20 protein-coding genes and 1 tRNA gene are annotated in these 21,545 nt (G+C 59.7%); 16 read left to right on the top strand and 5 right to left on the bottom strand.

The genetic code is table 11. The features are described 5' to 3' along the window. Positions 1–41 precede the first annotated feature (41 nt). From ACX3YF_RS06515 to ACX3YF_RS06500, 4 genes are all read left to right on the top strand, one after another. On the top strand, positions 42–677 hold the full coding sequence (locus ACX3YF_RS06515; protein WP_090465971.1) for an NADH:ubiquinone oxidoreductase subunit N: 636 nt from the start codon (positions 42–44) through the stop codon (positions 675–677). Positions 678–899: 222 nt separating this feature from the next. Further along, positions 900–2,405 carry a YdgA family protein gene (locus tag ACX3YF_RS06510; protein ID WP_458973566.1) on the top strand — a complete coding sequence of 502 codons (1,506 nt, stop codon included), beginning with the start codon at positions 900–902 and terminating at the stop codon, positions 2,403–2,405. Positions 2,406–2,665: 260 nt separating this feature from the next. After that, positions 2,666–3,247 (top strand): YbhB/YbcL family Raf kinase inhibitor-like protein, encoded by a 582-nt coding sequence (locus ACX3YF_RS06505; protein ID WP_458943913.1) that lies wholly within the window; start codon positions 2,666–2,668, stop codon positions 3,245–3,247. Between the two features lie 56 nt (positions 3,248–3,303). After that, positions 3,304–3,573: a hypothetical protein gene (locus tag ACX3YF_RS06500; protein WP_223272721.1), complete on the top strand. Its 270-nt coding sequence runs from the start codon at positions 3,304–3,306 to the stop codon at positions 3,571–3,573. Between the two features lie 82 nt (positions 3,574–3,655). Here the strand turns inward: ACX3YF_RS06500 and ACX3YF_RS06495 are convergent. Beyond that, positions 3,656–3,732: transfer RNA gene (locus tag ACX3YF_RS06495), tRNA-Arg, on the bottom strand. A 350-nt stretch (positions 3,733–4,082) separates the two neighbouring features. Between ACX3YF_RS06495 and gabD the strand changes: the two genes are divergently transcribed. From gabD to ACX3YF_RS06480, 3 genes are all read left to right on the top strand, one after another. Further along, positions 4,083–5,525, top strand: a complete 1,443-nt coding sequence (gabD, locus tag ACX3YF_RS06490) for an NADP-dependent succinate-semialdehyde dehydrogenase (RefSeq protein WP_130210809.1) — start codon at positions 4,083–4,085, stop codon at positions 5,523–5,525. Between the two features lie 197 nt (positions 5,526–5,722). Continuing rightward, the gene (gabT, locus tag ACX3YF_RS06485) at positions 5,723–7,003 is read left to right on the top strand and encodes a 4-aminobutyrate--2-oxoglutarate transaminase (RefSeq protein ID WP_130210807.1); all 1,281 of its coding nucleotides are present in this window, start codon (positions 5,723–5,725) and stop codon (positions 7,001–7,003) included. Positions 7,004–7,139: 136 nt separating this feature from the next. Next, entirely contained in the window at positions 7,140–8,354 is a 1,215-nt protein-coding gene (locus tag ACX3YF_RS06480; protein ID WP_130210805.1) for a response regulator, read from the top strand. A gap of 51 nt (positions 8,355–8,405) precedes the next feature. Here the strand turns inward: ACX3YF_RS06480 and ACX3YF_RS06475 are convergent, their stop codons facing one another. Together ACX3YF_RS06475 and desA are read right to left on the bottom strand one after the other, a co-directional pair. Next, complete coding sequence (locus ACX3YF_RS06475) at positions 8,406–9,395, bottom strand: GGDEF domain-containing protein (protein WP_454837634.1); 990 nt, start codon at positions 9,393–9,395, stop codon at positions 8,406–8,408. 219 nt (positions 9,396–9,614) lie between these two features. Next, on the bottom strand, positions 9,615–10,799 hold the full coding sequence (gene desA / locus ACX3YF_RS06470; RefSeq protein WP_288099740.1) for a delta-9 fatty acid desaturase DesA: 1,185 nt from the start codon (positions 10,797–10,799) through the stop codon (positions 9,615–9,617). A 145-nt stretch (positions 10,800–10,944) separates the two neighbouring features. Between desA and dibA the strand changes: the two genes are divergently transcribed. From dibA to ACX3YF_RS06440, 6 genes are all read left to right on the top strand, one after another. Continuing rightward, on the top strand, positions 10,945–12,864 hold the full coding sequence (gene dibA, locus ACX3YF_RS06465) for a phosphodiesterase DibA (protein ID WP_458973565.1): 1,920 nt from the start codon (positions 10,945–10,947) through the stop codon (positions 12,862–12,864). Between the two features lie 225 nt (positions 12,865–13,089). Further along, the gene (gene oscA / locus ACX3YF_RS06460; RefSeq protein ID WP_028943833.1) at positions 13,090–13,272 is read left to right on the top strand and encodes a sulfur starvation response protein OscA; all 183 of its coding nucleotides are present in this window, start codon (positions 13,090–13,092) and stop codon (positions 13,270–13,272) included. A 142-nt stretch (positions 13,273–13,414) separates the two neighbouring features. After that, positions 13,415–14,428 carry a sulfate ABC transporter substrate-binding protein gene (locus ACX3YF_RS06455; protein ID WP_103406557.1) on the top strand — a complete coding sequence of 338 codons (1,014 nt, stop codon included), beginning with the start codon at positions 13,415–13,417 and terminating at the stop codon, positions 14,426–14,428. 237 nt (positions 14,429–14,665) lie between these two features. Beyond that, positions 14,666–15,484 (top strand): sulfate ABC transporter permease subunit CysT, encoded by an 819-nt coding sequence (cysT, locus tag ACX3YF_RS06450; RefSeq protein ID WP_198132605.1) that lies wholly within the window; start codon positions 14,666–14,668, stop codon positions 15,482–15,484. 12 nt (positions 15,485–15,496) lie between these two features. Then, on the top strand, positions 15,497–16,366 hold the full coding sequence (gene cysW / locus ACX3YF_RS06445) for a sulfate ABC transporter permease subunit CysW (RefSeq protein ID WP_047536084.1): 870 nt from the start codon (positions 15,497–15,499) through the stop codon (positions 16,364–16,366). 3 nt (positions 16,367–16,369) lie between these two features. After that, positions 16,370–17,359, top strand: coding sequence for a sulfate/molybdate ABC transporter ATP-binding protein (locus tag ACX3YF_RS06440; RefSeq protein WP_448645544.1), 990 nt, complete (start codon positions 16,370–16,372; stop codon positions 17,357–17,359). 107 nt (positions 17,360–17,466) lie between these two features. On the opposite strand, the gene ACX3YF_RS06435 is transcribed toward ACX3YF_RS06440, so the two are convergent. After that, on the bottom strand, positions 17,467–17,985 hold the full coding sequence (locus tag ACX3YF_RS06435) for an Mpo1 family 2-hydroxy fatty acid dioxygenase (protein ID WP_454837637.1): 519 nt from the start codon (positions 17,983–17,985) through the stop codon (positions 17,467–17,469). 84 nt (positions 17,986–18,069) lie between these two features. On the opposite strand from ACX3YF_RS06435, the gene ACX3YF_RS06430 reads away from it, so the two are divergent. Further along, entirely contained in the window at positions 18,070–18,756 is a 687-nt protein-coding gene (locus tag ACX3YF_RS06430; protein ID WP_458973564.1) for a Crp/Fnr family transcriptional regulator, read from the top strand. Positions 18,757–18,813: 57 nt separating this feature from the next. Then, positions 18,814–19,179 carry a response regulator gene (locus ACX3YF_RS06425; RefSeq protein WP_130210791.1) on the top strand — a complete coding sequence of 122 codons (366 nt, stop codon included), beginning with the start codon at positions 18,814–18,816 and terminating at the stop codon, positions 19,177–19,179. 143 nt (positions 19,180–19,322) lie between these two features. Here ACX3YF_RS06425 and ACX3YF_RS06420 read toward each other — a convergent pair whose 3' ends face one another. Beyond that, entirely contained in the window at positions 19,323–20,327 is a 1,005-nt protein-coding gene (locus ACX3YF_RS06420) for an AraC family transcriptional regulator (protein WP_458973563.1), read from the bottom strand. A gap of 100 nt (positions 20,328–20,427) precedes the next feature. Between ACX3YF_RS06420 and ACX3YF_RS06415 the strand changes: the two genes are divergently transcribed. Continuing rightward, on the top strand, positions 20,428–21,501 hold the full coding sequence (locus tag ACX3YF_RS06415) for a fatty acid desaturase (RefSeq protein WP_458973562.1): 1,074 nt from the start codon (positions 20,428–20,430) through the stop codon (positions 21,499–21,501). Positions 21,502–21,545: the final 44 nt, after the last annotated feature.

Below are 21,545 nucleotides of genomic sequence, written 5' to 3'. Positions count from 1 at the left end.
CTTGCTTCGCAAGGCTCGCGCAGGTCATGGGGAAACCAATAATGAAAAACCCTTATGCTCTCGGCTTCTGGTGCGCCGTCGTAGCGTTAGTGCTGCTTTCGGCCACCTACTTCTACGGCGTCATGCTGACCCACCAGATCGACAAGGCTCTGGTGTTCCTCGACAGCGCCACGGCGCTGATTGCCGTGATGTCCATCGCGGTGGTGGCCTGGGCCTCGGTCCAGAACCAGCGAATCAAAAAAAGACAACTCGAACAAGGCAAGACCCTGGTGCTGATCTGGGACACCAAGGTCGCGCTGCGTCGTGTCGAAACGGTGTTCGACCGTTATTTCTGGGGCAGTTACTGGCAGCCAGGGCGCACGTTCCAGGAGGTCATGGGCGAACTCACCGGCACGCCGCTGGAAAAGAGTCTCGAAACCCTGAAAAAACAATGCCTGGCGCTCGACAAGCAAGTGGCCGACGACGGCTGGCACTGGCTCAACAATGCGCGGGAACTGGCCGATGTCGCCGCCGCCATGGCCCGCGAACGCTATCAGCTGGATTTCTGCGACCCGCAGGGGGAAGTGACGGGCGGGGCGGTGATCAATCGCGACTTTGAAGTGCTGGTGTACACCTGGACCGCGCGGCTTAAAACCTTTGATCATCAGCTCGATGAGATCGAGGTTCAGTATTCCTGATGCTGCGTTGTCAGGGCTGACGCCATCGTCGGAACGCATGGACACCGAATACTGACCGGCCATGAAGCCGCCGTAGACACTCTTTCACCTCTAATCATTGGGCTGCCCCGCGCGCCTGATGCTAATCTGCACCCCACTTTCAAAGCGCAGTCGTGACCACAACCCGCTTCGGGTTCAGGGAAGACGACCACCTCTCAACAACGGACATTGAACGGGTCATTCATGAATAAATCAGCAGGCGTGTTACTGGGAATTGTCGTGGCCATCGGTGCAATCAGCGCCGGCGGTGCCTGGTACACCGGCACCAAAATCGAAAGCGTGCTGAACACTTCCCTGGCTGATGCCAACCAGCAACTGCAAGCGGCGCTGGTCGGTCATAAAGGCACGGCATCGCTGGAACTGGTCTCGCTGGAGCGCCATGTGTTCAGCAGTACCGCACACTATCGCCTCAAGGGCGAAGGTGAAATGTTCGGCGAGGAGCCGATCGAACTGCTGTTTGTCGATCACATCGAACACGGTCCACTGCCGTTCTCGCGCCTGGTGTCGCTGAAGTGGCTGCCGGTCATGGCCACCAGTCATTACGAACTGGAAAAGACGCCGCTCACTGAAAAATGGTTTGCCGCCGCCAAGGATGTCTCCCCGCTCAAAGGCGTGGTCAATATCGGCTACGACAACTCCACCAACGGCACGCTGGAAATGCTGCCGCTGGAAACCGCACTGGATGACAAGTCCAGCTTGAAGTTTTCCGGCCTGAAACTCGACGTTTCGGCCAGCGCCCAGGCGCAGAAGGTCAAGGCCGACGGCTACATGGACAGTCTGAAGCTGACCACCGTTTCCGAAGATCAGGCACCGGTGCAGGTCGAATTGAACGGCCTGACGCTGGCCAGCAACCTGAGCAAAAGCACCTACGGCTACTACACCGGCGAAAACACTGTTGTGCTGACCAGCAGCCAAACCACGTTCGGTGCCAAGCAGTCAGTGCTGGGTTTCAAGAATTTCGAAATGAAGAACCAGACCGAAGAATCGGGCACCAGCGCATCCGGGCGTGCCGATTACAAGGTGGGTGAAGTGTCCTTGAACGGCAAGGCGTTCGGTTCGGCACAGTTGGCGATGAGCCTGAAGAACCTCGACATACCGGCGACGATGTCGCTGATGCAGATTTACCAGAGCAAACTGCAACCGTACGAGCAACTTGCCGCCGAGGCAGCCGAGGCGGGTCAACCGGTGCCGGAACTGAAGCTGACCGAAGCCGAAGAGGCGCAACTGAAAACCGGTCTGGAGCAATTGCTGGCGGCCGGCCCGCAGGTGGCCCTGGAAAACTTCTCGTTCAAGACCACCAACGGCGAAAGCCGCGCCAACCTGGTGCTGGACCTGACCAAACCGCAATCGATCGAATTGCCGACCGACCAACTGATCAGGCAGTTGATTGCGCTGCTGGACATCAATCTGCAGGTGTCCAAGCCAATGCTCGTTGACGTGTTCACCGTGCAATCGCAAATCGACGGCCAGACCGACGCCAAGCTGATCGCCGATCAGGCCACCGCCACCGCCGACATGTTTGGCAGCATGGCCGTTGGCTCGCAACTGGCGAAAGTGGACGGAAGCAACATCGTCAGCAAACTGCACTACGCCAACAATCAGGTCGAGTTCAACGGCCAGAAAATGACAGTCGAAGAATTTGTCGGCTTCGTCATGAGCAAATTTGCTGGCGCAGGCGAGGTTCAATAAAACCGCCACCCTCCAGACAACGCTCGGCCTCTGTGCAATGCAGGCGCCGGGCGTTTTGCTGTCCGGCGGTTGAAATGCGGTCGACCTATCCTCGTCACCTTCTTCAGCAACGGGTGTAGGACGGTTCCGAGGCGCGGTGCTTCATTGAAAAAAAGCGGCGCAATTGTTGAAGGTTGCGCCAAATCCTGGTGCCACCAAATGAAAGCTCCAGCTATAGTTTGCACGCCGACGACGGCCCCACCCGCACAAGGTACTCCGGCATGACCCGATTGACCTCTCTGAACCCTTGGCTAGCGGCCATAGCGGTCGCCCTTTGCGTGCAATTGCCGGCGCATGCGGCGCAGGCGGCACAAGCGACCCAGGAGCGTTTTACCCTGAACATCCCAGGCGTGTCGGATGACCGGCTGTTCACTTCTGCCGCTGCCAGCGACGCCTCGGGCTGCGGCGGGCACAATGTTTCACCGGCGCTGAGCTGGAACGCCGGCCCGGCCGGTACGCTCAGTTATGCCATCGTCATGCACGACCCTGACGGCCAGAAAGGACAGGGCGTCGATCACTGGGTGCATTACGGCATCAAAGCCAGCACCCACCAGATCGCGTCCGGAGTCGGCGCAAAGTCCACACTTGAAGGCGTGTCCGGCATCAACAGCAAAGGCACCGCCGGTTACGTCGGCCCTTGCCCGCCGGCTGGCGACAGTGCGCACCATTACATCATCCAGATCTACGCCCTGGACCTCGCACCGGATGCGTTGCCGGCAGGCCTGACCCGTGCGCAGCTGCTGGAACGAATCAACGGTCATGTGTTGAAAAACAGCAGCGTGGTCCGGCGTTACCACCGCTGAAGCCTGATCACTTCAGCGGCTTTGCAGAAAGCTGAAGTGCGCGGCCTTCCGGGGATTTGGCATCCCTCCCTGAAAGCGCGCACTATCAGCCTGTAGTCGATGCGTTGGAGGATGCCGTGACAAAAAAAATCGACCGCATCGCCCAAATGCTCAACTGCCCGGAAAAGGGTGAGGAACTACGGCGAGCGATTACCGAGAGTCGTAAGGATTTTCTGCTGAATCAGCCGGACGAAGACGTTGTTGAAGACGACGTGCTCGAAGATGAAGTCTTCGAGGATGACGAGGACGATGATGAATACGACGAGTTTGATTGGACGACGGAATGAAAAAAACCGCTTAGGCGGTTTTTTTGTGCACCCACAAAAAAGCCCCAGTCCCTACGGCCTGAGGCTTTCTCGTTTCTATAGATGGTGCACCAGGCGGGATTCGAACCCACGACCCCTGCCTTCGGAGGGCAGTACTCTATCCAGCTGAGCTACTGGTGCAGCGCGGGCGCCATGATACTCATATGCACTGCGGGCGTCCATGCTGCTGAATCGCCTGCGTTTTTCCAAAGCGTAACCTGTCTTTGTTACGTTGATCAGAAAATCGCAGCAAAAAAGACGTTTTCGTTCTTTTTTTCGAACGCCCTATTGTCCTTTAACCCCTTTGATCCTAGGATTCGTTTGAGATTTCAAACGCTCTTGTCTGGGTGCTGAACCGCACGAATTCAATCCGTGCGCTATTTATGTGCTTCAGCCCGGTGAATGATTTCCCTGACGGCAGCCTACTGAGGCGCCTTTCTACAATCATAATTTGCTCCGCGTATCGCGCGGTGCTGTTAAGGAAAGCCGACATGCAGCTTAAAGACACCCAGTTGTTCCGCCAGCAAGCCTTCATCGATGGCGCTTGGGTTGATGCGGACAATGGTCAGACGATCAAGGTCAACAACCCGGCAACGGGCGAAATTCTGGGTACTGTGCCGAAAATGGGCGCTGCCGAAACCCGCCGTGCCATCGAAGCTGCTGACAAGGCGCTGCCGGCCTGGCGTGCACTGACCGCCAAAGAGCGTGCGAACAAGCTGCGTCGCTGGTTCGAACTGATCATCGAGAACCAGGACGACCTGGCTCGCCTGATGACCCTGGAACAAGGCAAGCCACTGGCCGAAGCCAAGGGCGAAATCGTTTACGCCGCTTCCTTCATCGAGTGGTTCGCCGAAGAAGCCAAGCGTATCTACGGTGATGTGATTCCGGGCCACCAGCCAGACAAGCGCCTGATTGTGATCAAGCAGCCAATCGGCGTGACCGCTGCCATCACCCCGTGGAACTTCCCGGCCGCAATGATCACCCGTAAAGCCGGCCCGGCCCTGGCCGCCGGTTGCACCATGGTGCTCAAGCCTGCTTCGCAAACCCCGTTCTCCGCGTTCGCCCTGGCTGAACTGGCCCAGCGTGCCGGCATCCCGGCTGGTGTGTTCAGCGTGGTTTCCGGCAGCGCCGGCGACATCGGCACCGAGCTGACCAGCAACCCGATCGTGCGCAAACTGTCCTTCACCGGTTCGACCGAAATCGGTCGTCAACTGATGGCCGAATGCGCCAAGGACATCAAGAAGGTTTCCCTGGAACTGGGTGGCAACGCTCCGTTCATCGTGTTCGACGACGCGGACCTGGATAAGGCCGTCGAAGGCGCGATCATTTCCAAGTACCGCAACAACGGCCAGACCTGCGTCTGCGCCAACCGCCTGTACATCCAGGATGCGGTCTACGACGCCTTCGCCGAGAAACTCAAGGCCGCAGTGGCCAAGTTGAAGATCGGCAACGGTCTGGAGGCCGGCACCACCACTGGCCCGCTGATCGACGAAAAAGCCGTGGCCAAGGTGCAAGAGCACATCGCTGACGCCGTTGCCAAAGGCGCCACCGTGCTGTCCGGCGGCAAGCCGATGGAAGGCAACTTCTTCGAGCCGACCATCCTGACCAACGTGCCGAACAACGCGGCCGTGGCCAAGGAAGAAACCTTCGGTCCATTGGCGCCGCTGTTCCGTTTCAAAGACGAAGCCGACGTGATCGCGATGTCCAACGACACCGAGTTCGGTCTGGCCTCGTACTTCTATGCGCGTGACCTGGGTCGTGTGTTCCGTGTGGCTGAAGCCCTGGAATACGGCATGGTCGGCGTCAACACCGGGCTGATCTCCAACGAAGTCGCGCCGTTCGGCGGCATCAAGGCCTCGGGCCTGGGCCGTGAAGGCTCCAAGTACGGCATCGAAGATTACCTGGAAATCAAATACCTCTGCCTGGGCATCTAAGCTCGAGGGCATAAGCCCGGCAAGGCATTGCTTCAAACGCAAAGGGCACGAGAGCGCTGTTCCTTTGCGTGCTTCAAACGGAATTTTCTCTGTGGCGGGGAAAGCTGTGGCAGTCGATCATCGCATGCTGCCGAAGTTGCCTCCTCGCTGCCTAATCCTTGAACCACGCCGACCGATGAGCGGCGAATGAGGAATGTATGAGCAAGACTAACGCTTCTTTGATGGCCCGCCGTACCGCTGCTGTACCACGTGGCGTAGGCCAGATTCACCCGATCTTCGCCGAGTCCGCGAAGAACGCTACCGTGACCGACGTTGAAGGTCGCGAGTTCATCGACTTCGCCGGCGGTATCGCTGTGCTGAACACCGGTCACGTGCACCCGAAAGTCATCGCCGCCGTGACCGAGCAAATGAACAAGCTGACTCACACCTGCTTCCAGGTACTGGCCTACGAGCCGTACGTGGAACTGTGCGAAAAAATCAACGCCAAGGTGCCAGGTGACTTCGCCAAGAAAACCCTGCTGGTCACCACCGGTTCCGAAGCCGTGGAAAACGCCGTGAAAATCGCTCGTGCCGCCACTGGCCGTGCCGGCGTGATCGCCTTCACCGGCGCTTACCACGGTCGCACCATGATGACCCTGGGCCTGACCGGTAAAGTCGTGCCTTACTCGGCCGGCATGGGGCTGATGCCAGGCGGTATCTTCCGCGCGCTGTACCCGAACGAACTGCATGGCGTGAGCATCGACGATTCGATCGCTTCCATCGAGCGCATCTTCAAGAACGACGCCGAGCCGAAAGACATCGCCGCGATCATCATCGAGCCTGTACAGGGTGAAGGTGGTTTCTACGTCGCGCCGAAAGAATTCATGAAGCGTCTGCGCGCCCTGTGCGACCACCACGGCATCCTGCTGATCGCTGACGAAGTACAGACGGGCGCTGGCCGCACCGGTACGTTCTTCGCCATGGAACAGATGGGCGTTGCTGCCGACCTGACCACCTTCGCCAAATCCATCGCTGGCGGCTTCCCGTTGGCCGGTGTGTGCGGCAAGGCCGAATACATGGACGCCATCGCTCCAGGCGGCCTGGGCGGCACCTACGCCGGTAGCCCGATCGCTTGCGCCGCGGCCCTGGCCGTGCTGGAAGTGTTCGAAGAAGAGCACCTGCTGGACCGCTGCAAGGCCGTCGGCGAGCGTCTGGTCACTGGCCTCAAGGCCATCCAGGCCAAGTACCCGTCGGTGATCGGCGAAGTCCGTGCCCTGGGCGCGATGATTGCTGTCGAGCTGTTCGAAAACGGCGACAGCCACAAGCCGAACGCTGCCGCTGTGGCATCCGTTGTGGCCAAGGCTCGCGACAAAGGCCTGATCCTGCTGTCCTGCGGCACCTACGGTAACGTTCTGCGCGTCCTGGTACCGCTGACTGCTCCGGACGAACAACTGGACAAAGGTCTGGCGATCATCGAAGAATGCTTCGCTGAGCTCTGATCGCCAAGTGTGACTTGATCGACAAAAAACCCGCTTCGGCGGGTTTTTTCATATCTGCCAGAACAGATACAACGTATTGATACTATTTCGAAGGAGCGGCATTGGATAAGGTTCGAGCATTGTCAGGGAGAGCTGTATGACAGCTGTCATTTTACCCGCGGTTCCGAGAGTACTGATCGCTGAGGCCGACCCTTGGTCCCGTGATCTGCTCAAGGAAGTGTTGTTGAACGTTCGCTGTGACGCACGACTGGATCTGTGCGCCGACGGCCAGCAGGCGTTGGAGCTGCTGGCAGCCAACCCTTACGATCTGGTGATCGTCGACTGGGAGTTGCCCGGTGTCGATGGCCTGAATGTGTTGCGCAGTGTTCGCCAGCGCAAACGCAACCCTCCGTTGCCATTCATCCTGATGAGCAGCCGCAACGACAGCGCCAGCGTACGCGAGGTCTTGCCGCTGGCGCCTGCCGCCTACCTCACCAAACCGTTGAATATGGAAAGCCTGACTCAACGCTTGCAGGGGTTGCTGCTCGATGCGGGGGAAGAGGTGTCGTGCGAAGTGCCGGCACTGGCGCCGGGCATGACCCTGTCCGTATTCCTGGAGCGTCGTCGCGAACTGTCCGAGGGCGCGCCGCTGATGACCGACGTGCAGTTGGCGGTCAAGCGTAGCCTCAATCCTGACGGTCTTGACTTGACGGCGCTGGAAGACGAGATCCGCACAGACCCGCAGGTCACGGCGGTTCTGATCGCCGCCGCCAACAGCGCGGCCCAGCATCACGGCGCACCTGTACAAACCCTGTCGCAGGCGCTGCACCGACTGGGTACCGGGCAAAGCATGAACCTGATTCTCGGCCTGGCCCTCAAACGCAGTGCACGGCTCAGTGATCCGTCCCTGTCGGACTACGCCGAGCGCTATTGGGACTTGTCGCTGCACACCGCCGAATACGCGCGAACGCTGGCGCGCTTGCTCGATCTGGATCAGGCGCGATGCTATTGCGCGGGCATGTTGCATCGGCTCGGCGATCTGGCGTTGTTGCGTTGTTTGCAGGAATGGAAGCAGGCCGGTGGCGAGCTGGACGAGCAAGAGGCGGTTGGCGAGGCGTTGGCCGAATTCAGCGCGGCCTACGGTTCGGCGCTGCGTACCCGCTGGCGATTGCCGCTGGAGCTACGAGAGCTGATTGCGGCGACCTACCAGCTCGGTGGCGGGGTCTACTCCCGTGAAGCGCTGGTGATGAACATGGCGGCGCAGCTGGCGCGCTTGAGCGAGCATGAGGGGCTTGAGGACCTGGCCAAGAGCCGTACGGCGCGCCTGCTCAAGATCGGCTTGCCGGAGTTGGTGCGCCTGCGCAAGAAATAAGGCTTCACCCAAACCCTGCAGGAGCTGGCAAGGCAGTTCCTGGAAGGGCATTCAGGCCGTCACTATCCGGTTCTTGCCCTCACGCTTGGCCTGATACATCGCTGCGTCCGCGCGGGCAAACAGGCTATCCACATTTTCGTCCCCGGCGACAAGGCTGGTCAGCCCCTGACTGACGGTGATGCCAAACGTCTGGCCGTCATGCCTGAAGCTCAAACGCTGGATCTCCCTCTGCAGTCGTTCAGCCACTTGCAGGGCCATGTCCGGCGAGCAGCCGGGGAACACCGCCGCGAACTCCTCACCGCCAATGCGCCCGAACAGATCGCCACGGCGCAACGCCGCTCGACCGCTCTCCGCGATACGTTGCAGCACGTTATCGCCTTCCTGGTGACCATAGGTGTCATTGATCATTTTGAAGTCATCGATGTCCAGCATCAGGAAGGACAACGGCGTCCCTTGTTGACGTGCGATTTCGAATTCCTGATGAGCGCCTTCGAAGAAGTGGCGACGATTGCTGCTCTGGGTCAGGGCGTCGGTGGTGGCCAGGCGTTGCAGCTCGGTTTCCATTTGCTTCTTGTCGGTGATGTCTTCAGCGATGCCAACGATGATGACCGGCTGCCCTGGCTCGGCCTGGCGGTTCATGAAGCATTTGTCGCTGAGCCAGCGCACCTGGCCGTCGGCGGCAATGATCCGGTATTCGCGGTCTTCGATCGCGCCTTTTTCCAGCACGTCCGCCAGGCTGCGCTCGGCATATTCCAGATCGTCGGGGTAGATGCTGTCACGCCACTGGTTGTAGTCGGACAACAGCAGGTCGGCGGAGCGCCCGAAAATCCGCTCATAAGCCGGGCTGACATACAGCACCTGGCGGGTTTCCCAGTTGAATGCCCAGAGCACGGCATTGACACTCACCAGCAGGGTGCTGAACAGCTGTTCGCGTTCGCTCAGTCGCGCCACTTCACCTTGGGCATGCATCAGCGCCAGCAGGGTTTGCGCGGCCTCGGGCCATTGCGAAGGGGATGGGTCTTCTTGGTTTTTAATGACCATGGGTACACATCTCAAAGGGCGTGCGCCGCTTTGGATTCGAAAGCGGCCACAACGAAGCCCGCCTGGATGGCGAAGTGTCTTTGAGAGGGACGATTTGAAGCGAAGTTCCCACATTTTTGTGGCGAGGGAGCTTGCTCCCGCTGGGCGGTATCGGCGACGCCTTTTATTCGATTAAAACGCGTCGCCGATTTTGCGTCTGCTGCGCAGCCGCCGCCACAGTCAGGCAGCGGTCGGACGCAGGGAGTAGGTTTTGAGTTGGTCGGCGAAGTCACGCAGGGATTGAATCCCGCTGGCTTCGGCTTCGTGTACCCAATCCTTGATGGCGGCCAGCATGTCGTGACCATTGGAGCTGGTCTTGACCCAGATCTGCTGCAAGGCCAGGCGTTTTTCGTAAATGACCTTCAGCGCCTGGCTGTGCTCGAGCATGTTCTGGATGCGCACATGGTGTTTGTCGTCCAGCAGGCTCGTTTCGCGCGAAAGCAAGCGCTTGGCGCGGTGGAACTGGTGACGGACCGAGTGATCGACCTTTTCCAGCTCCTGCTTGACCAGCGGCCCGATCACCAATTTGCGGTACTGGGCCATGATCTGGAAGCGGTTGTTGAGGATCGCCATGGCGGTGTCCATGTCCAGGTGGCCTTTGCCTTCGACACGATGGGCAATCGGCGCGACCCGCTGGACCTTGGCCAGACGCAGGAAGCTGAATACTTGAATCCAGGCCCAGCCCATATCGAACTCCCACTTCTTCACCGACAGTTTTGCCGAGTTAGGGTAGGTGTGATGATTGTTATGCAGTTCTTCACCGCCGATCAGGATGCCCCAGGGCACCAGATTGGTCGCCGCGTCACGGCATTCGAAGTTGCGGTAGCCGATGGCGTGGCCCAGGCCATTGACCACGCCGGCGGCCCATACCGGGATCCACATCATCTGGACGGCCCAGATGGTGATGCCGATGGTGCCGAACAGCAGCAGGTCGATCATGGCCATGATCGCCACGCCCAGCAGCGGGAAGGGGGTATAGAGATTGCGCTCGATCCAGTCTTCGGGGCAGTTCTTGCCGTAGATGCGCAGGGTCTCGGGGTTTTCCGCTTCGGCGCGGTACAACTCGGCGCCTTTGCGCAGAACGGTGGACAGACCCTTGATGACCGGGCTGTGCGGGTCATCGACGGTTTCGCATTTAGCGTGATGCTTGCGGTGGATGGCGGTCCACTCGCGGGTGTTCTGCGCCGTGGTCAACCACAGCCAGAAACGGAAGAAATGTTTCAGGCCGGCATTCAGCTCAAGCGAGCGATGGGCTGAGTAACGGTGCAGATAGACCGTGACGCCGACGATCGTCACGTGGGTCATCAGCAGGGTGACTGCCACCAATGACCAGGGCGACAAGCCGAGAAAACCTTCGTACCACATAGGTTATAGGGCCCTCGATAAAGAAAAAACAGCCGTTGCATTATCACTAAGCCCGCGGAGAAAACCAGTCGCCCTTTCGGATATGAGTGGCTGGATGTGTCTTTGCCCTATAATCCCGGTTTTTTGCAGGGATATGGACAGCCTAATGTCTGCCAGCTATCGCTATGCCATGCGTGCAGCGCTGCTTTACCTCTTGCTTTCCATGATCTGGCTGCAGTTCAGTGGCTACTTATTGAACAGCTTCTTCGATGGTTCTGCCGAGCTTTCGCGATGGCAACTGATCAACGGTTATGCCTGGGTGGTGATCAGTGCCGGGTTTATCTTCATTGCCCGGGCGCGATTGCTTCGTTGTCTCGGCATCGGCGCCAAATTGCGTGAGCGCAGTGAAGATCGGGAGCGACTGCGTCAAGCCGCCGCCGTATTCGATTGCACCCGCGAAGGGGTGTTGGTCACCAATCACGATGGGTTGATTGTCCATGTGAACCGGGCTTTCATCCAAATCACCGGTTATCAGAGTGAGGAAGTGCTGGGGCAAAGGCCCAACCTGTTCAAGTCCGGGCGCCATCCGGCCGCTTTCTACCAGGCGATGTTCGCGACACTCCAGAGCAAAGGCGAGTGGAGCGGGGAAATCTGGAACCGTCGCAAAAGCGGCGAAATCTATCCGCAATGGCAGACGATTCGCCTCATTCATGATGATCGGGGGCGGCTCAGCCATTTCGTGGCAGTGTTTTCCGACATCAGCGCGATCAAGAACTCCGAACACGAACTGATTCGCCTGGCGCACCACGATCCATTGACCGATCTGCCCAACCGCTTGCTGTTCACCGATCGCGCCCAGCAGGCGTTGACCTCGGCGCAGGCTCAAAAGCGCGGCTGTGCGCTGCTGATGGTCGATCTGGATCACTTCAAGATGATCAACGACAGCCTCGGGCACACCATCGGCGACCACATGCTCAAAGCGGTGGCGGAGCGTCTTGCGGCGATGTTCGGGCCGGGCATTACGCTGGCACGGCTGGGGGGCGATGAGTTTGCCGTGCTGGCCGAGAGCTGTCCGCAATTGGTCCAGGCGGCGGCGCTGGCGCAGCGGATCATCGATGGCCTCAAAGAGCCGTTCCTTATCGACGAGCACCAGCTGTTCATCAACACCAGCATCGGTATCAGCCTGTTTCCCGGCGATGCCTTGAGCGCAGAGCAATTGTTGCGCAACGCCGACTCGGCGCTGTTCAAGGCCAAGAGCGCCGGCCGCAATGGCTATGCCCTCTACACCGAAGAGCTGACCGCCCACGCGCAACAACGGGTCGAGCTTGCATTCGAGCTGCGCCGCGCGCTGGAGCAGCAGCAATTGCGGGTTTTCTACCAGCCGGTCCATGACTTGAAAACAAGCCGCATGATCGGCGTCGAGGCGCTGGTGCGCTGGGAGCATCCGGAGCGCGGATTGGTGTCGCCGGCAGAGTTCATTCCCGTCGCCGAGCGCACCGGGCTGATTTCCGAAATCGACGCCTGGGTCATGCAGCAAGCGTGTCAGCAAATGTGCCAGTGGCAACAGGCTGGCGTGGCCTTGTCGTTCGTCGCGGTGAATGTCTCATCGCGCCTGTTCGCCCGCCGTGAGCTGTATCAGCAAGTGGCTCAGGTGTTGCGTGACACCGGGCTGGACCCGGCCTATCTGGAACTGGAGGTCACCGAGAGCGCGGTGATGGAAGACCCGGAGGTCGCGCTTGAGCAAATGCACCGATTGCGCGAATTGGGGGTGCGCCTGGCCATCGATGACTTTGGCACCGGTTATTCGTCGCTGCTGCGGCTCAAGCGCCTGCCGGTGCAGAAGCTCAAGATCGATCAGGGTTTTGTCGCCGGGCTGCCGGGGGACGAAGACGACGGAGCCATTGTGCGGGTGATCATTGCCCTGGCGCACAGCATGGGAATGCAAGTGCAGGCCGAGGGGATCGAGCAGGTCGAACAGGCGGCGCTCCTGCTTGAGCTTGGCAGCCATCTGGGCCAGGGGTATTGGTTCGGGCGGCCGGTGCCGGCATTGCAGCTGGATTGGGCGCATGCACCGGTAATCCGTTAAATCTGCACAAAGCCTGTGGGCGAGCTTGCTCGCTCCCACCGGGTTTTGCATACCTCTGGAAGGGTTGTCTTCCCGAAAACCCTTGCCCCATCAAATAATGTCTTTTGGTTATATAAACATTCTTAAATAGTCTTTTTAAGAATATCCGCGCCTCTCTACTATTGGTCTCACGCCGCAAGCAGTGCCGCCACTGCCAGGCAACCTCTCAGTCGAAGGAGCAGCACCATGAGCGCATCTCTACGTAGCGTTGACGGCCAGGACGAAGCAACCATCCTGCGTGAAATCCAGAGCGCCCTGCGCGATCTGCGTTTTGGCGCAGTGGAAATCACCGTCCACAACGCCCAGGTGGTTCAGATCGAACGCAAAGAAAAATTCCGCCTGCAGAACCCGGGAAACAAACCGGGCTGAAGCGAAAAATCAAAAGATCACAGCCTGCGGCAGTTCTTGCGGGGGATTGTGCGGGAGCTGCCGCAGGCTGCGATCTTTGAACAAGCATCCGATTCCAGACCATAAAAAAAGCCAATATCCAAGAATTCCAGGAGCTTTCACCATGTCGTCGATTCGTCAGTTCGCTTTGGCCGCCCTGGCCAGTGCCCTTTTTGCGGGTTCTGCGGTTGCCAAGGATTACGAGTTACTCAACGTGTCGTACGACCCGACCCGTGAGCTGTATCAGGACTACAACGCCGAGTTCATCAAGTTCTGGCAGAAGGACCATGCTGGCGACACCGTGAAGATCCAGCAGTCCCACGGCGGTTCGGGCAAGCAGGGTCGGGCGGTGATCGACGGTCTGCGTGCTGACGTCGTCACCCTGGCCCTGGCCGGTGACATCGACGAAATCGCCAAGCTGGGCAAGACGCTGCCTGTCGACTGGCAAAAACGCCTGCCGGAGGCGAGCACGCCTTACACCTCGACCATCGTGTTCCTGGTGCGCAAGGGCAACCCTAAAGGCATCAAGGACTGGGGCGACCTGGTCAAGAACGACGTATCGGTGATCACACCGAACCCGAAAACCTCCGGCGGTGCGCGCTGGAACTTCCTCGCCGCCTGGGCCTACGGCCTGAAAGCCAACGGCGGCGACGAAGCCAAAGCCAAGGAATACGTGCAAACCCTGTTCAAGCACGTACCTGTGCTGGACACCGGTGCTCGCGGTTCGACCATCACCTTCGTCAACAACGGTCAGGGTGACGTGTTGCTGGCCTGGGAAAACGAAGCCTTCCTGGCGCTGAAAGAAGATGGCGGCGCCGACAAATTCGACATCGTCGTACCTTCGCTGTCGATCCTCGCCGAACCTCCGGTCGCCGTAGTCGACAAGAACGCCGAGAAAAAGGGCAACGAGCAGATCGCCGAAGCCTACCTCAAGCACCTGTACAGCCCGGCGGGCCAGGAAATTGCGGCGAAAAACTTCTATCGTCCACGGGACAAGGATGTCGCCGCCAAGTACGCCAACCAGTTCCCGAAACTGGAACTGGTCACCATCGATAAAGACTTCGGCGGCTGGAAAACCGCGCAACCGAAATTCTTCAACGACGGTGGCGTGTTCGACCAGATCTACCAGGCGCAATAGCCTGAAATAGACTGACAACCGGCCGGGTACCTGTCAGTTAAGGTGCGCAACGTGTGGGAGCGAGCCTGCTCGCGATGATGGCGGTACATTCAGCATTGATGTTGGCTGGCCCACCGGTATCGCGAGCAGGCTCGCTCCCACAGGGGTTGCGGCGTTCAAGCCCTTAACCGACCGGCACTGGCCAACGGGCCCCGATCTTGCTGACGGGGCTTTGCGCATTCTCAACCAAGGACTTTTATGTCGCGTCGTATCTCCCCCGTCATACCCGGCTTCGGGCTGACGCTGGGCTACACCTTGGTGTACCTCAGCCTGATTGTGCTCATACCACTGGCGGCGATGTTCGTGCATGCCGCTCAACTCACCTGGGATCAGTTCTGGGCAATCATCTCTGCGCCACGGGTGCTGTCGGCGTTGAAGCTCAGCTTCGGCACCGCGCTGTACGCCGCGATTATCAACGGCATCATCGGCACGCTGCTGGCCTGGGTGCTGGTGCGCTATACCTTCCCCGGGCGCAAAGTCATCGATGCAATGATCGACTTGCCGTTTGCATTGCCCACGGCCGTGGCCGGTATTGCGTTGACCGCGTTGTACACCCCCACCGGTCTGGTGGGTCAGTTCGCAGCGGATCTGGGGTTCAAGATCGCCTATACCCCCCTCGGCATCACCCTTGCCCTCACTTTTGTGACACTTCCATTCGTGGTACGTACCGTACAACCTGTACTGGCCGATATCCCTCGTGAAGTGGAAGAAGCGGCGGCGTGCCTGGGGGCAAAACCGTTACAGGTTTTCCGCCATATCCTGTTGCCGGCACTGCTTCCTGCCTGGCTCACCGGTTTTGCCCTGGCCTTTGCCCGTGGGGTCGGCGAGTACGGTTCGGTGATTTTCATCGCCGGCAACATGCCGATGAAAACCGAAATCCTGCCGCTGCTGATCATGGTCAAGCTCGACCAGTACGATTACACCGGCGCTACCTCCATTGGCGTATTGATGCTGGTGGTTTCCTTCGTCCTGTTGCTGCTGATCAACCTGTTGCAGCGACGCATCGAAACCCCATAAGGAGGCGCACACATGTCCCAATCGTCCATTGCTGCCGCTTCTTCGAACGCAGCCCGTCGTGGCAGTGCGACTTCGCGGCGAATCCTGATCGGCCTTGGCTGGCTGGTCTTTACGCTGTTCCTGCTACTGCCGCTGTTCATCGTGGTGTCCCAGGGTCTGAAGAATGGCCTGGGTGCGTTCTTCACCGCGATTTTTGAGCCCGACGCCTTGTCCGCGCTGAAACTCACGGTGATCGCCGTGCTCATTTCGGTGCCGCTGAACCTGGTGTTCGGTGTCAGCGCGGCCTGGTGCGTGAGTAAATACTCGTTCCGTGGCAAGAGCATGCTGGTCACGCTGATCGACCTGCCGTTCTCGGTGTCGCCGGTGATCGCCGGTCTGGTCTACGTGCTGATGTTCGGCGCCCAAGGGCTGTTCGGCCCGTGGTTGCAGGATCACGACATCCAGATTGTCTTCGCCTTGCCGGGCATCGTGCTGGCGACGATTTTCGTCACTGTGCCGTTCGTGGCGCGCGAGCTGATCCCGCTGATGCAGGAGCAGGGCACCCAGGAAGAAGAGGCCGCACGTTTGCTCGGGGCCAATGGCTGGCAGATGTTCTGGCACGTCACGGTGCCGAACATCAAATGGGGCCTGATCTACGGCGTGGTGCTGTGTACCGCGCGGGCCATGGGTGAATTCGGTGCGGTGTCGGTGGTGTCCGGGCACATTCGCGGGGTGACCAACACCTTGCCGCTGCACGTCGAGATCCTCTACAACGAATACAACCACGTGGCCGCGTTCGCCGTGGCGAGCCTGTTGCTGATCCTGGCGCTCTTCATCCTGCTGCTCAAGCAGTGGAGCGAAAACCGTATTAACCGCCTGCGCGCCAGCGCCGCGGAGGAATAATTCATGTCGATCGAAGTGCGTAACGTCAGCAAGAATTTCAATGCGTTCAAGGCGCTGGACAACATCAGCCTGGACATCCAGAGCGGTGAACTGGTGGCGCTGCTCGGCCCGTCCGGCTGCGGCAAGACCACGCTGCTGCGGATCATCGCCGGCCTGGAAACCCCGGACCAGGGCAACATCGTGTTCCACGGCGAGGACGTTTCCGGTCATGACGTGCGTGATCGCAACGTCGGTTTCGTGTTCCAGCACTACGCCTTGTTCCGCCACATGACGGTGTTCGACAACGTCGCGTTCGGCCTGCGCATGAAGCCCAAGAACCAGCGCCCGAGCGAAAGCCAGATCGCGACCAAGGTCCACGAACTGTTGAACATGGTGCAGCTCGATTGGCTGGCGGATCGCTACCCGGAACAACTGTCCGGTGGCCAGCGTCAGCGGATCGCCCTGGCCCGTGCTCTCGCGGTGGAACCGAAGGTGCTGCTGCTCGACGAGCCGTTCGGCGCCCTCGACGCCAAGGTCCGTAAAGAGCTGCGCCGCTGGCTGGCGCGCCTGCACGAAGACATCAACCTGACGTCGGTGTTCGTGACCCACGACCAGGAAGAAGCAATGGAAGTCGCCGACCGCATCGTGGTGATGAACAAAGGCGTGATCGAGCAGATCGGCTCACCGGGCGACGTCTACGAAAACCCGGCCAGCGATTTCGTTTATCACTTTCTCGGTGATTCGAACCGTCTGCATCTGGGCGAAGACAATCACGTGCTGTTCCGCCCGCATGAAGTGTCGCTGTCGCGGCATGAACTGGAAGATCACCATGCCGCCGAGGTGCGCGATATCCGTCCATTGGGTGCGACGACTCGGGTGACCCTGAAGGTCGAAGGGCAGAGCGATCTGATCGAAGCCGAAGTGGTGAAGGACCACGACAGCCTGATTGGGCTGGCGAAGGGCGAGACGTTGTTCTTCAAACCGAAGGTCTGGCAGAAGGTCGCCAACCTCTAAAGCAAGAGCATCGCGAGCAGGCTCGCTCCCACAATGGATCGGTGTTGAGCACAAAATCTGTGACCGACACCGAACCCTGTGGGAGCGAGCCTGCTCGCGATTGCGATCTAAACAGCCGCACGCTTCGGATTGACCCGCACACCCCCCGCCCGCGCTTCGATCTGCTCTTTCAGCTCATGGCGCATCCCCAGCAGGAACGCCAGTTCCGCCACCACAAACAGCGGCCCGACAATCAACCCTGTCACGTCATCGACGAACGCCGGTTTGCGCCCCTCGTAGTGATGGCCGACAAACTGAATCGCCCAACCCACCACAAACATACCGATGCCGGTGGTGAGCCAGACGCCTGTGCTGTGCTGCGCCAGCGCATGCCCGGCCCAGGTACACAGCCCCAGCAATACCGTCATCAGCACGCCAAGGCGCAATTCCAGGCGCAGGTAAAACCACGCCGAAAGCAGTGACACCAGCACCGCCGGAGAAAACCAGCCCCCGGCCCATTGCGGACGAGACAGCAGGATCGCCACCGCGACCACAATCAGCGGAATGCCGATGAAGTGGGTGGCGATGTTGCGCGGGTCACGGTGGTAAGTGGCGTATTGACTGAGATGGTCAACGAGGCTTTTCATTGTTATTCCTCCTGTAGGGTGATTGATCTTGCCCCGGGGCCATTTCTCACTCTGTCAGCCAGGCGACAATCTCTAGGAGTTTTCATGGATATGCAGGTCTGGCGTCCACGCTTGATGCACGGTCAGTGGTTCAGTCATTTGCCTGTTTCCTTTCAGGATAGTCTGCTGGCCGCCGCCAGGGTTCGGCGCCTGTCGCCCGGCCAGCGCTTGTTCAAGCGTGGTGATCCGCCCTGTGGTCTGTACGCGGTGCTCGAAGGTGCCGTGCGCATTGGCGCGGTCAGCGAGCAAGGCAAGGAAGCGTTGCTCAGTCTGGTGGAGGCGCCGCACTGGTTCGGTGAGATCTGTCTGTTCGATGGCCAGGCGCGCACCCACGATGCGTACGGCCTGGGCAACTGTACCCTGTTGCACATCCCGCAAACGGCGCTGCTGATATTGCTCGACGAACAACCGCAGTACTGGCGGCAACTGGCCTTGCTCATGAGCCAGAAACTGCGCCTGACCTTCATTCACCTCGAACAGCTGAGCCTGATGCCTGCCCCGACACGGCTGGCCCATCGCTTGCTGATGATCGCCCACGGCTATGGCGAGATCGACCCGCCGCGCCGGCTCCTGCAACTGCCGCAGGAGCAGCTTGCGTCAATGTTGTCGTTGTCGCGCCAGACCACCAATCAAATGCTCAAGGATCTGCAAGGGCAGGGGATTCTGAGTCTGGGCTACGGCGAGATCGAAATCCTCGATATCGAACGGTTGCGGGCGCTGGCGATCTTTTAAAGGTGGGCTTTATCCCCGAACACGCCTAGCCTGTGAAGACGACAATCGAGGTGTGCCATGCGTGTGCTGTTAGTGGAAGACGAACCCGAGACCGCCAAACGCCTGGCCAATGGCCTGAGCGAGGCCAGTTATGCGGTGGATGTGGCGGTCAACGGGATGGATGGCCGGCGCTTCATCGAGTCCGGCGAATACGAGCTGATCATCCTCGACGTCATGCTGCCGGGGCTCAATGGCTGGCAGTTGCTGCAACAGATCCGCAAGCTCGGTGAAACGCCAGTACTGTTCCTCACCACCAGGGATGGCATCGAGGATCGCCTGCGCGGGCTGGAGCTGCATGAAGATGACTACCTGCTCAAGCCGTTCGCCGTGAGTGAGCTGGTGGCGCGGGTGCGCAAGTTGTTGCGGCGGGGGCAGGGGCGGTAGTGGTTTCTGTGTTGCCTGAACAATAGCATTCGCTGGCAAGCCAGCTTCTACAGTGGCTTGTGTGAATCCTGAATGGCTGGTCAGCCGAAAACCCTGTGGGAGCTGGCTTGCCAGCGAAGAGGCCGGTATGTCCGGTGAAAAACCTACCGCAACCCGTCCCGAAACTGCCCCGGTGTCATCCCGGTCCAGCGCTTGAATGCGCGGCTGAAACTGCTGGTATCGGCAAACCCAAGCAAATAACTGATCTCGCTCAGCGAAACCTGGGGATCACGCAGGTGCAGCAACGCCAGATTCTCGCGGCTTTCATTGAGCAGCGTGTCAAACCGGCAACCCTCATCCGCCAAGTGCCGTTGCAAGCTGCGCAGGCTCAGGTGCAGGGCTTTGGCGATATGTTCGGCGCTGGGTTCGCCTTCGGGTAACTGCTCTTCAATGGCATCACGCACTTTGCGCTCCCAGGTCAGCGGTTTGAGCTGCGCGAGCGTTCGCTTGAGCACGGTTTCATTGTGTTCGGCCAGCTCCGGGTTGGCGTCGTCCAGGTGACTGTCGAAGTCAACGAGGGCGAATTCCAGTCGGTCTTCGTCGGCGCCGAAGTGAACGGGCGAGCGGAAGACTTTGTGCCATTGATGCGAGTCTTCAGGTTCCGGTCGACGCAGGTAAACCGCCAGCGGGGCATAGTCGCGTCCCAGGCGATTGCGACAGGTACGCACGTAAATCGCCATGAACGCATCGATGGCCTCGTAGGCCGGGGCTGGATTGCCGATCGGAACTTTCAGGTGGAAGCGGTAGCGATCCTCGCCGCGGGTCAGTTCCAGTTCCAGGGCATCACTGACCACCTGGTGATAACGCACGATGCGCTCGAACACTTCGCGCAAACTGCCGCTGGCCACCAGCGCATAACCGAGCGCGTGAAAGGTCGTGGGGCTGACGAAGCGTGAGACGCGCAGGCCAATCGCCGGATCGTCGCTGGCCTGCACCGCCAGCTCCCACAGTCGCGTGGTGCCGGACAGCGGGTATCGGGCGTTCGGGTCGTCCATCAACTGCGGATCGAGCCCGGCCTGGTGGCACAGGGCGGCGCTGTCGAGGCCCAGGGCGTCGAGTTGCTTGCGCAGGGCGCGGGTCCAGCTGGCGAGGGAGGTCGGTTCAGTCATGCTGATTGGCGCTTCCGGTCAACAGGTTGGCGTTCACGGCTACCGCGTTGTGCAGGATCACAAGGCAGCATGCGAACATCAATAACCAGAGGATGGAAGCATGCACGGTACTTCTGCAAGTCCCCGACGACTGAATGCGGCTCAGCGATCAGCACATATTCGCGAAGTGGTGCTGGCCAAGGGCGTCGAACTGCGTCAGCGCTACCCGATACTCAAGCATCAGGACGCGCTGGGCGCGGGCATCCTGGCCTTCGCCCTGGCCGGGATGATCGGCTGCGCAGCGCTCTACATCACCGGGCACATGGCCTGGTGGGCATGCCTGCTGCTCAATGCGTTCTTCGCCTCGTTGACCCACGAACTTGAGCACGACCTGATCCATAGCATGTACTTCCGCAAACAGCGCGTGCCGCACAACCTGATGATGGGCCTGGTCTGGCTGGCGCGACCGAGTACGATCAATCCATGGATTCGTCGTCACCTGCACCTCAACCATCACAAGGTCTCCGGCTCCGAGGCCGACATGGAAGAACGCGCCATCACTAACGGCGAGCCTTGGGGTTTGGCGCGGTTGCTCATGGTCGGCGACAACGTCATGTCGGCGTTTATTCGCATGCTGCGGGCCAAGACCTGGGCTCACAAGTTCAGCATCATCAAACGCACGCTGAAGGTCTATGCGCCGCTGGCGCTGGTGCATTGGGGAGCGTGGTATGTGTTTCTCGGCTTCCACGCCGCGAACGGCATCGCGCATCTGCTGGGCACCCCGATTGAATGGTCGGCGACCACGCTGTCGGTGATGAGCGTGATCGACATCGCGGCGGTGGTGATCATCGGCCCGAACGTGCTGCGCACGTTCTGCCTGCACTTCATCAGCTCGAACACGCACTACTACGGCGACATCGAGCCCGGGAACGTGATGCAGCAATGCCAGGTGCTGAACGCCTGGTGGCTGTGGCCGTTGCAGGCGTTCTGCTTCAACTTCGGCAGCAGTCATGGCATCCATCACTTCGTGGTGAAGGAACCCTTCTACATTCGCCAGCTGACCGTGCCGGTGGGGCACAAGGTGATGCGGGAAATGGGTGTGCGCTTCAATGATTTCGGCACGTTTGCGCGGGCGAACCGGTTTGTGGGCAAGGAGGAGGTTCAGGGGCTGGCTGCGGAGGGCGCGCGCGTCTAAGGGTCTTTTCGCTGACAAGCCAGCTCCCACAGTGATTTGTTCTG

The organism is Pseudomonas fluorescens group sp. PF-69, assembly GCF_054481235.1.
The sequence above is the reverse complement of the archived record's forward strand: the minus strand, read 5'-3'. Positions and strand labels throughout refer to the sequence as shown.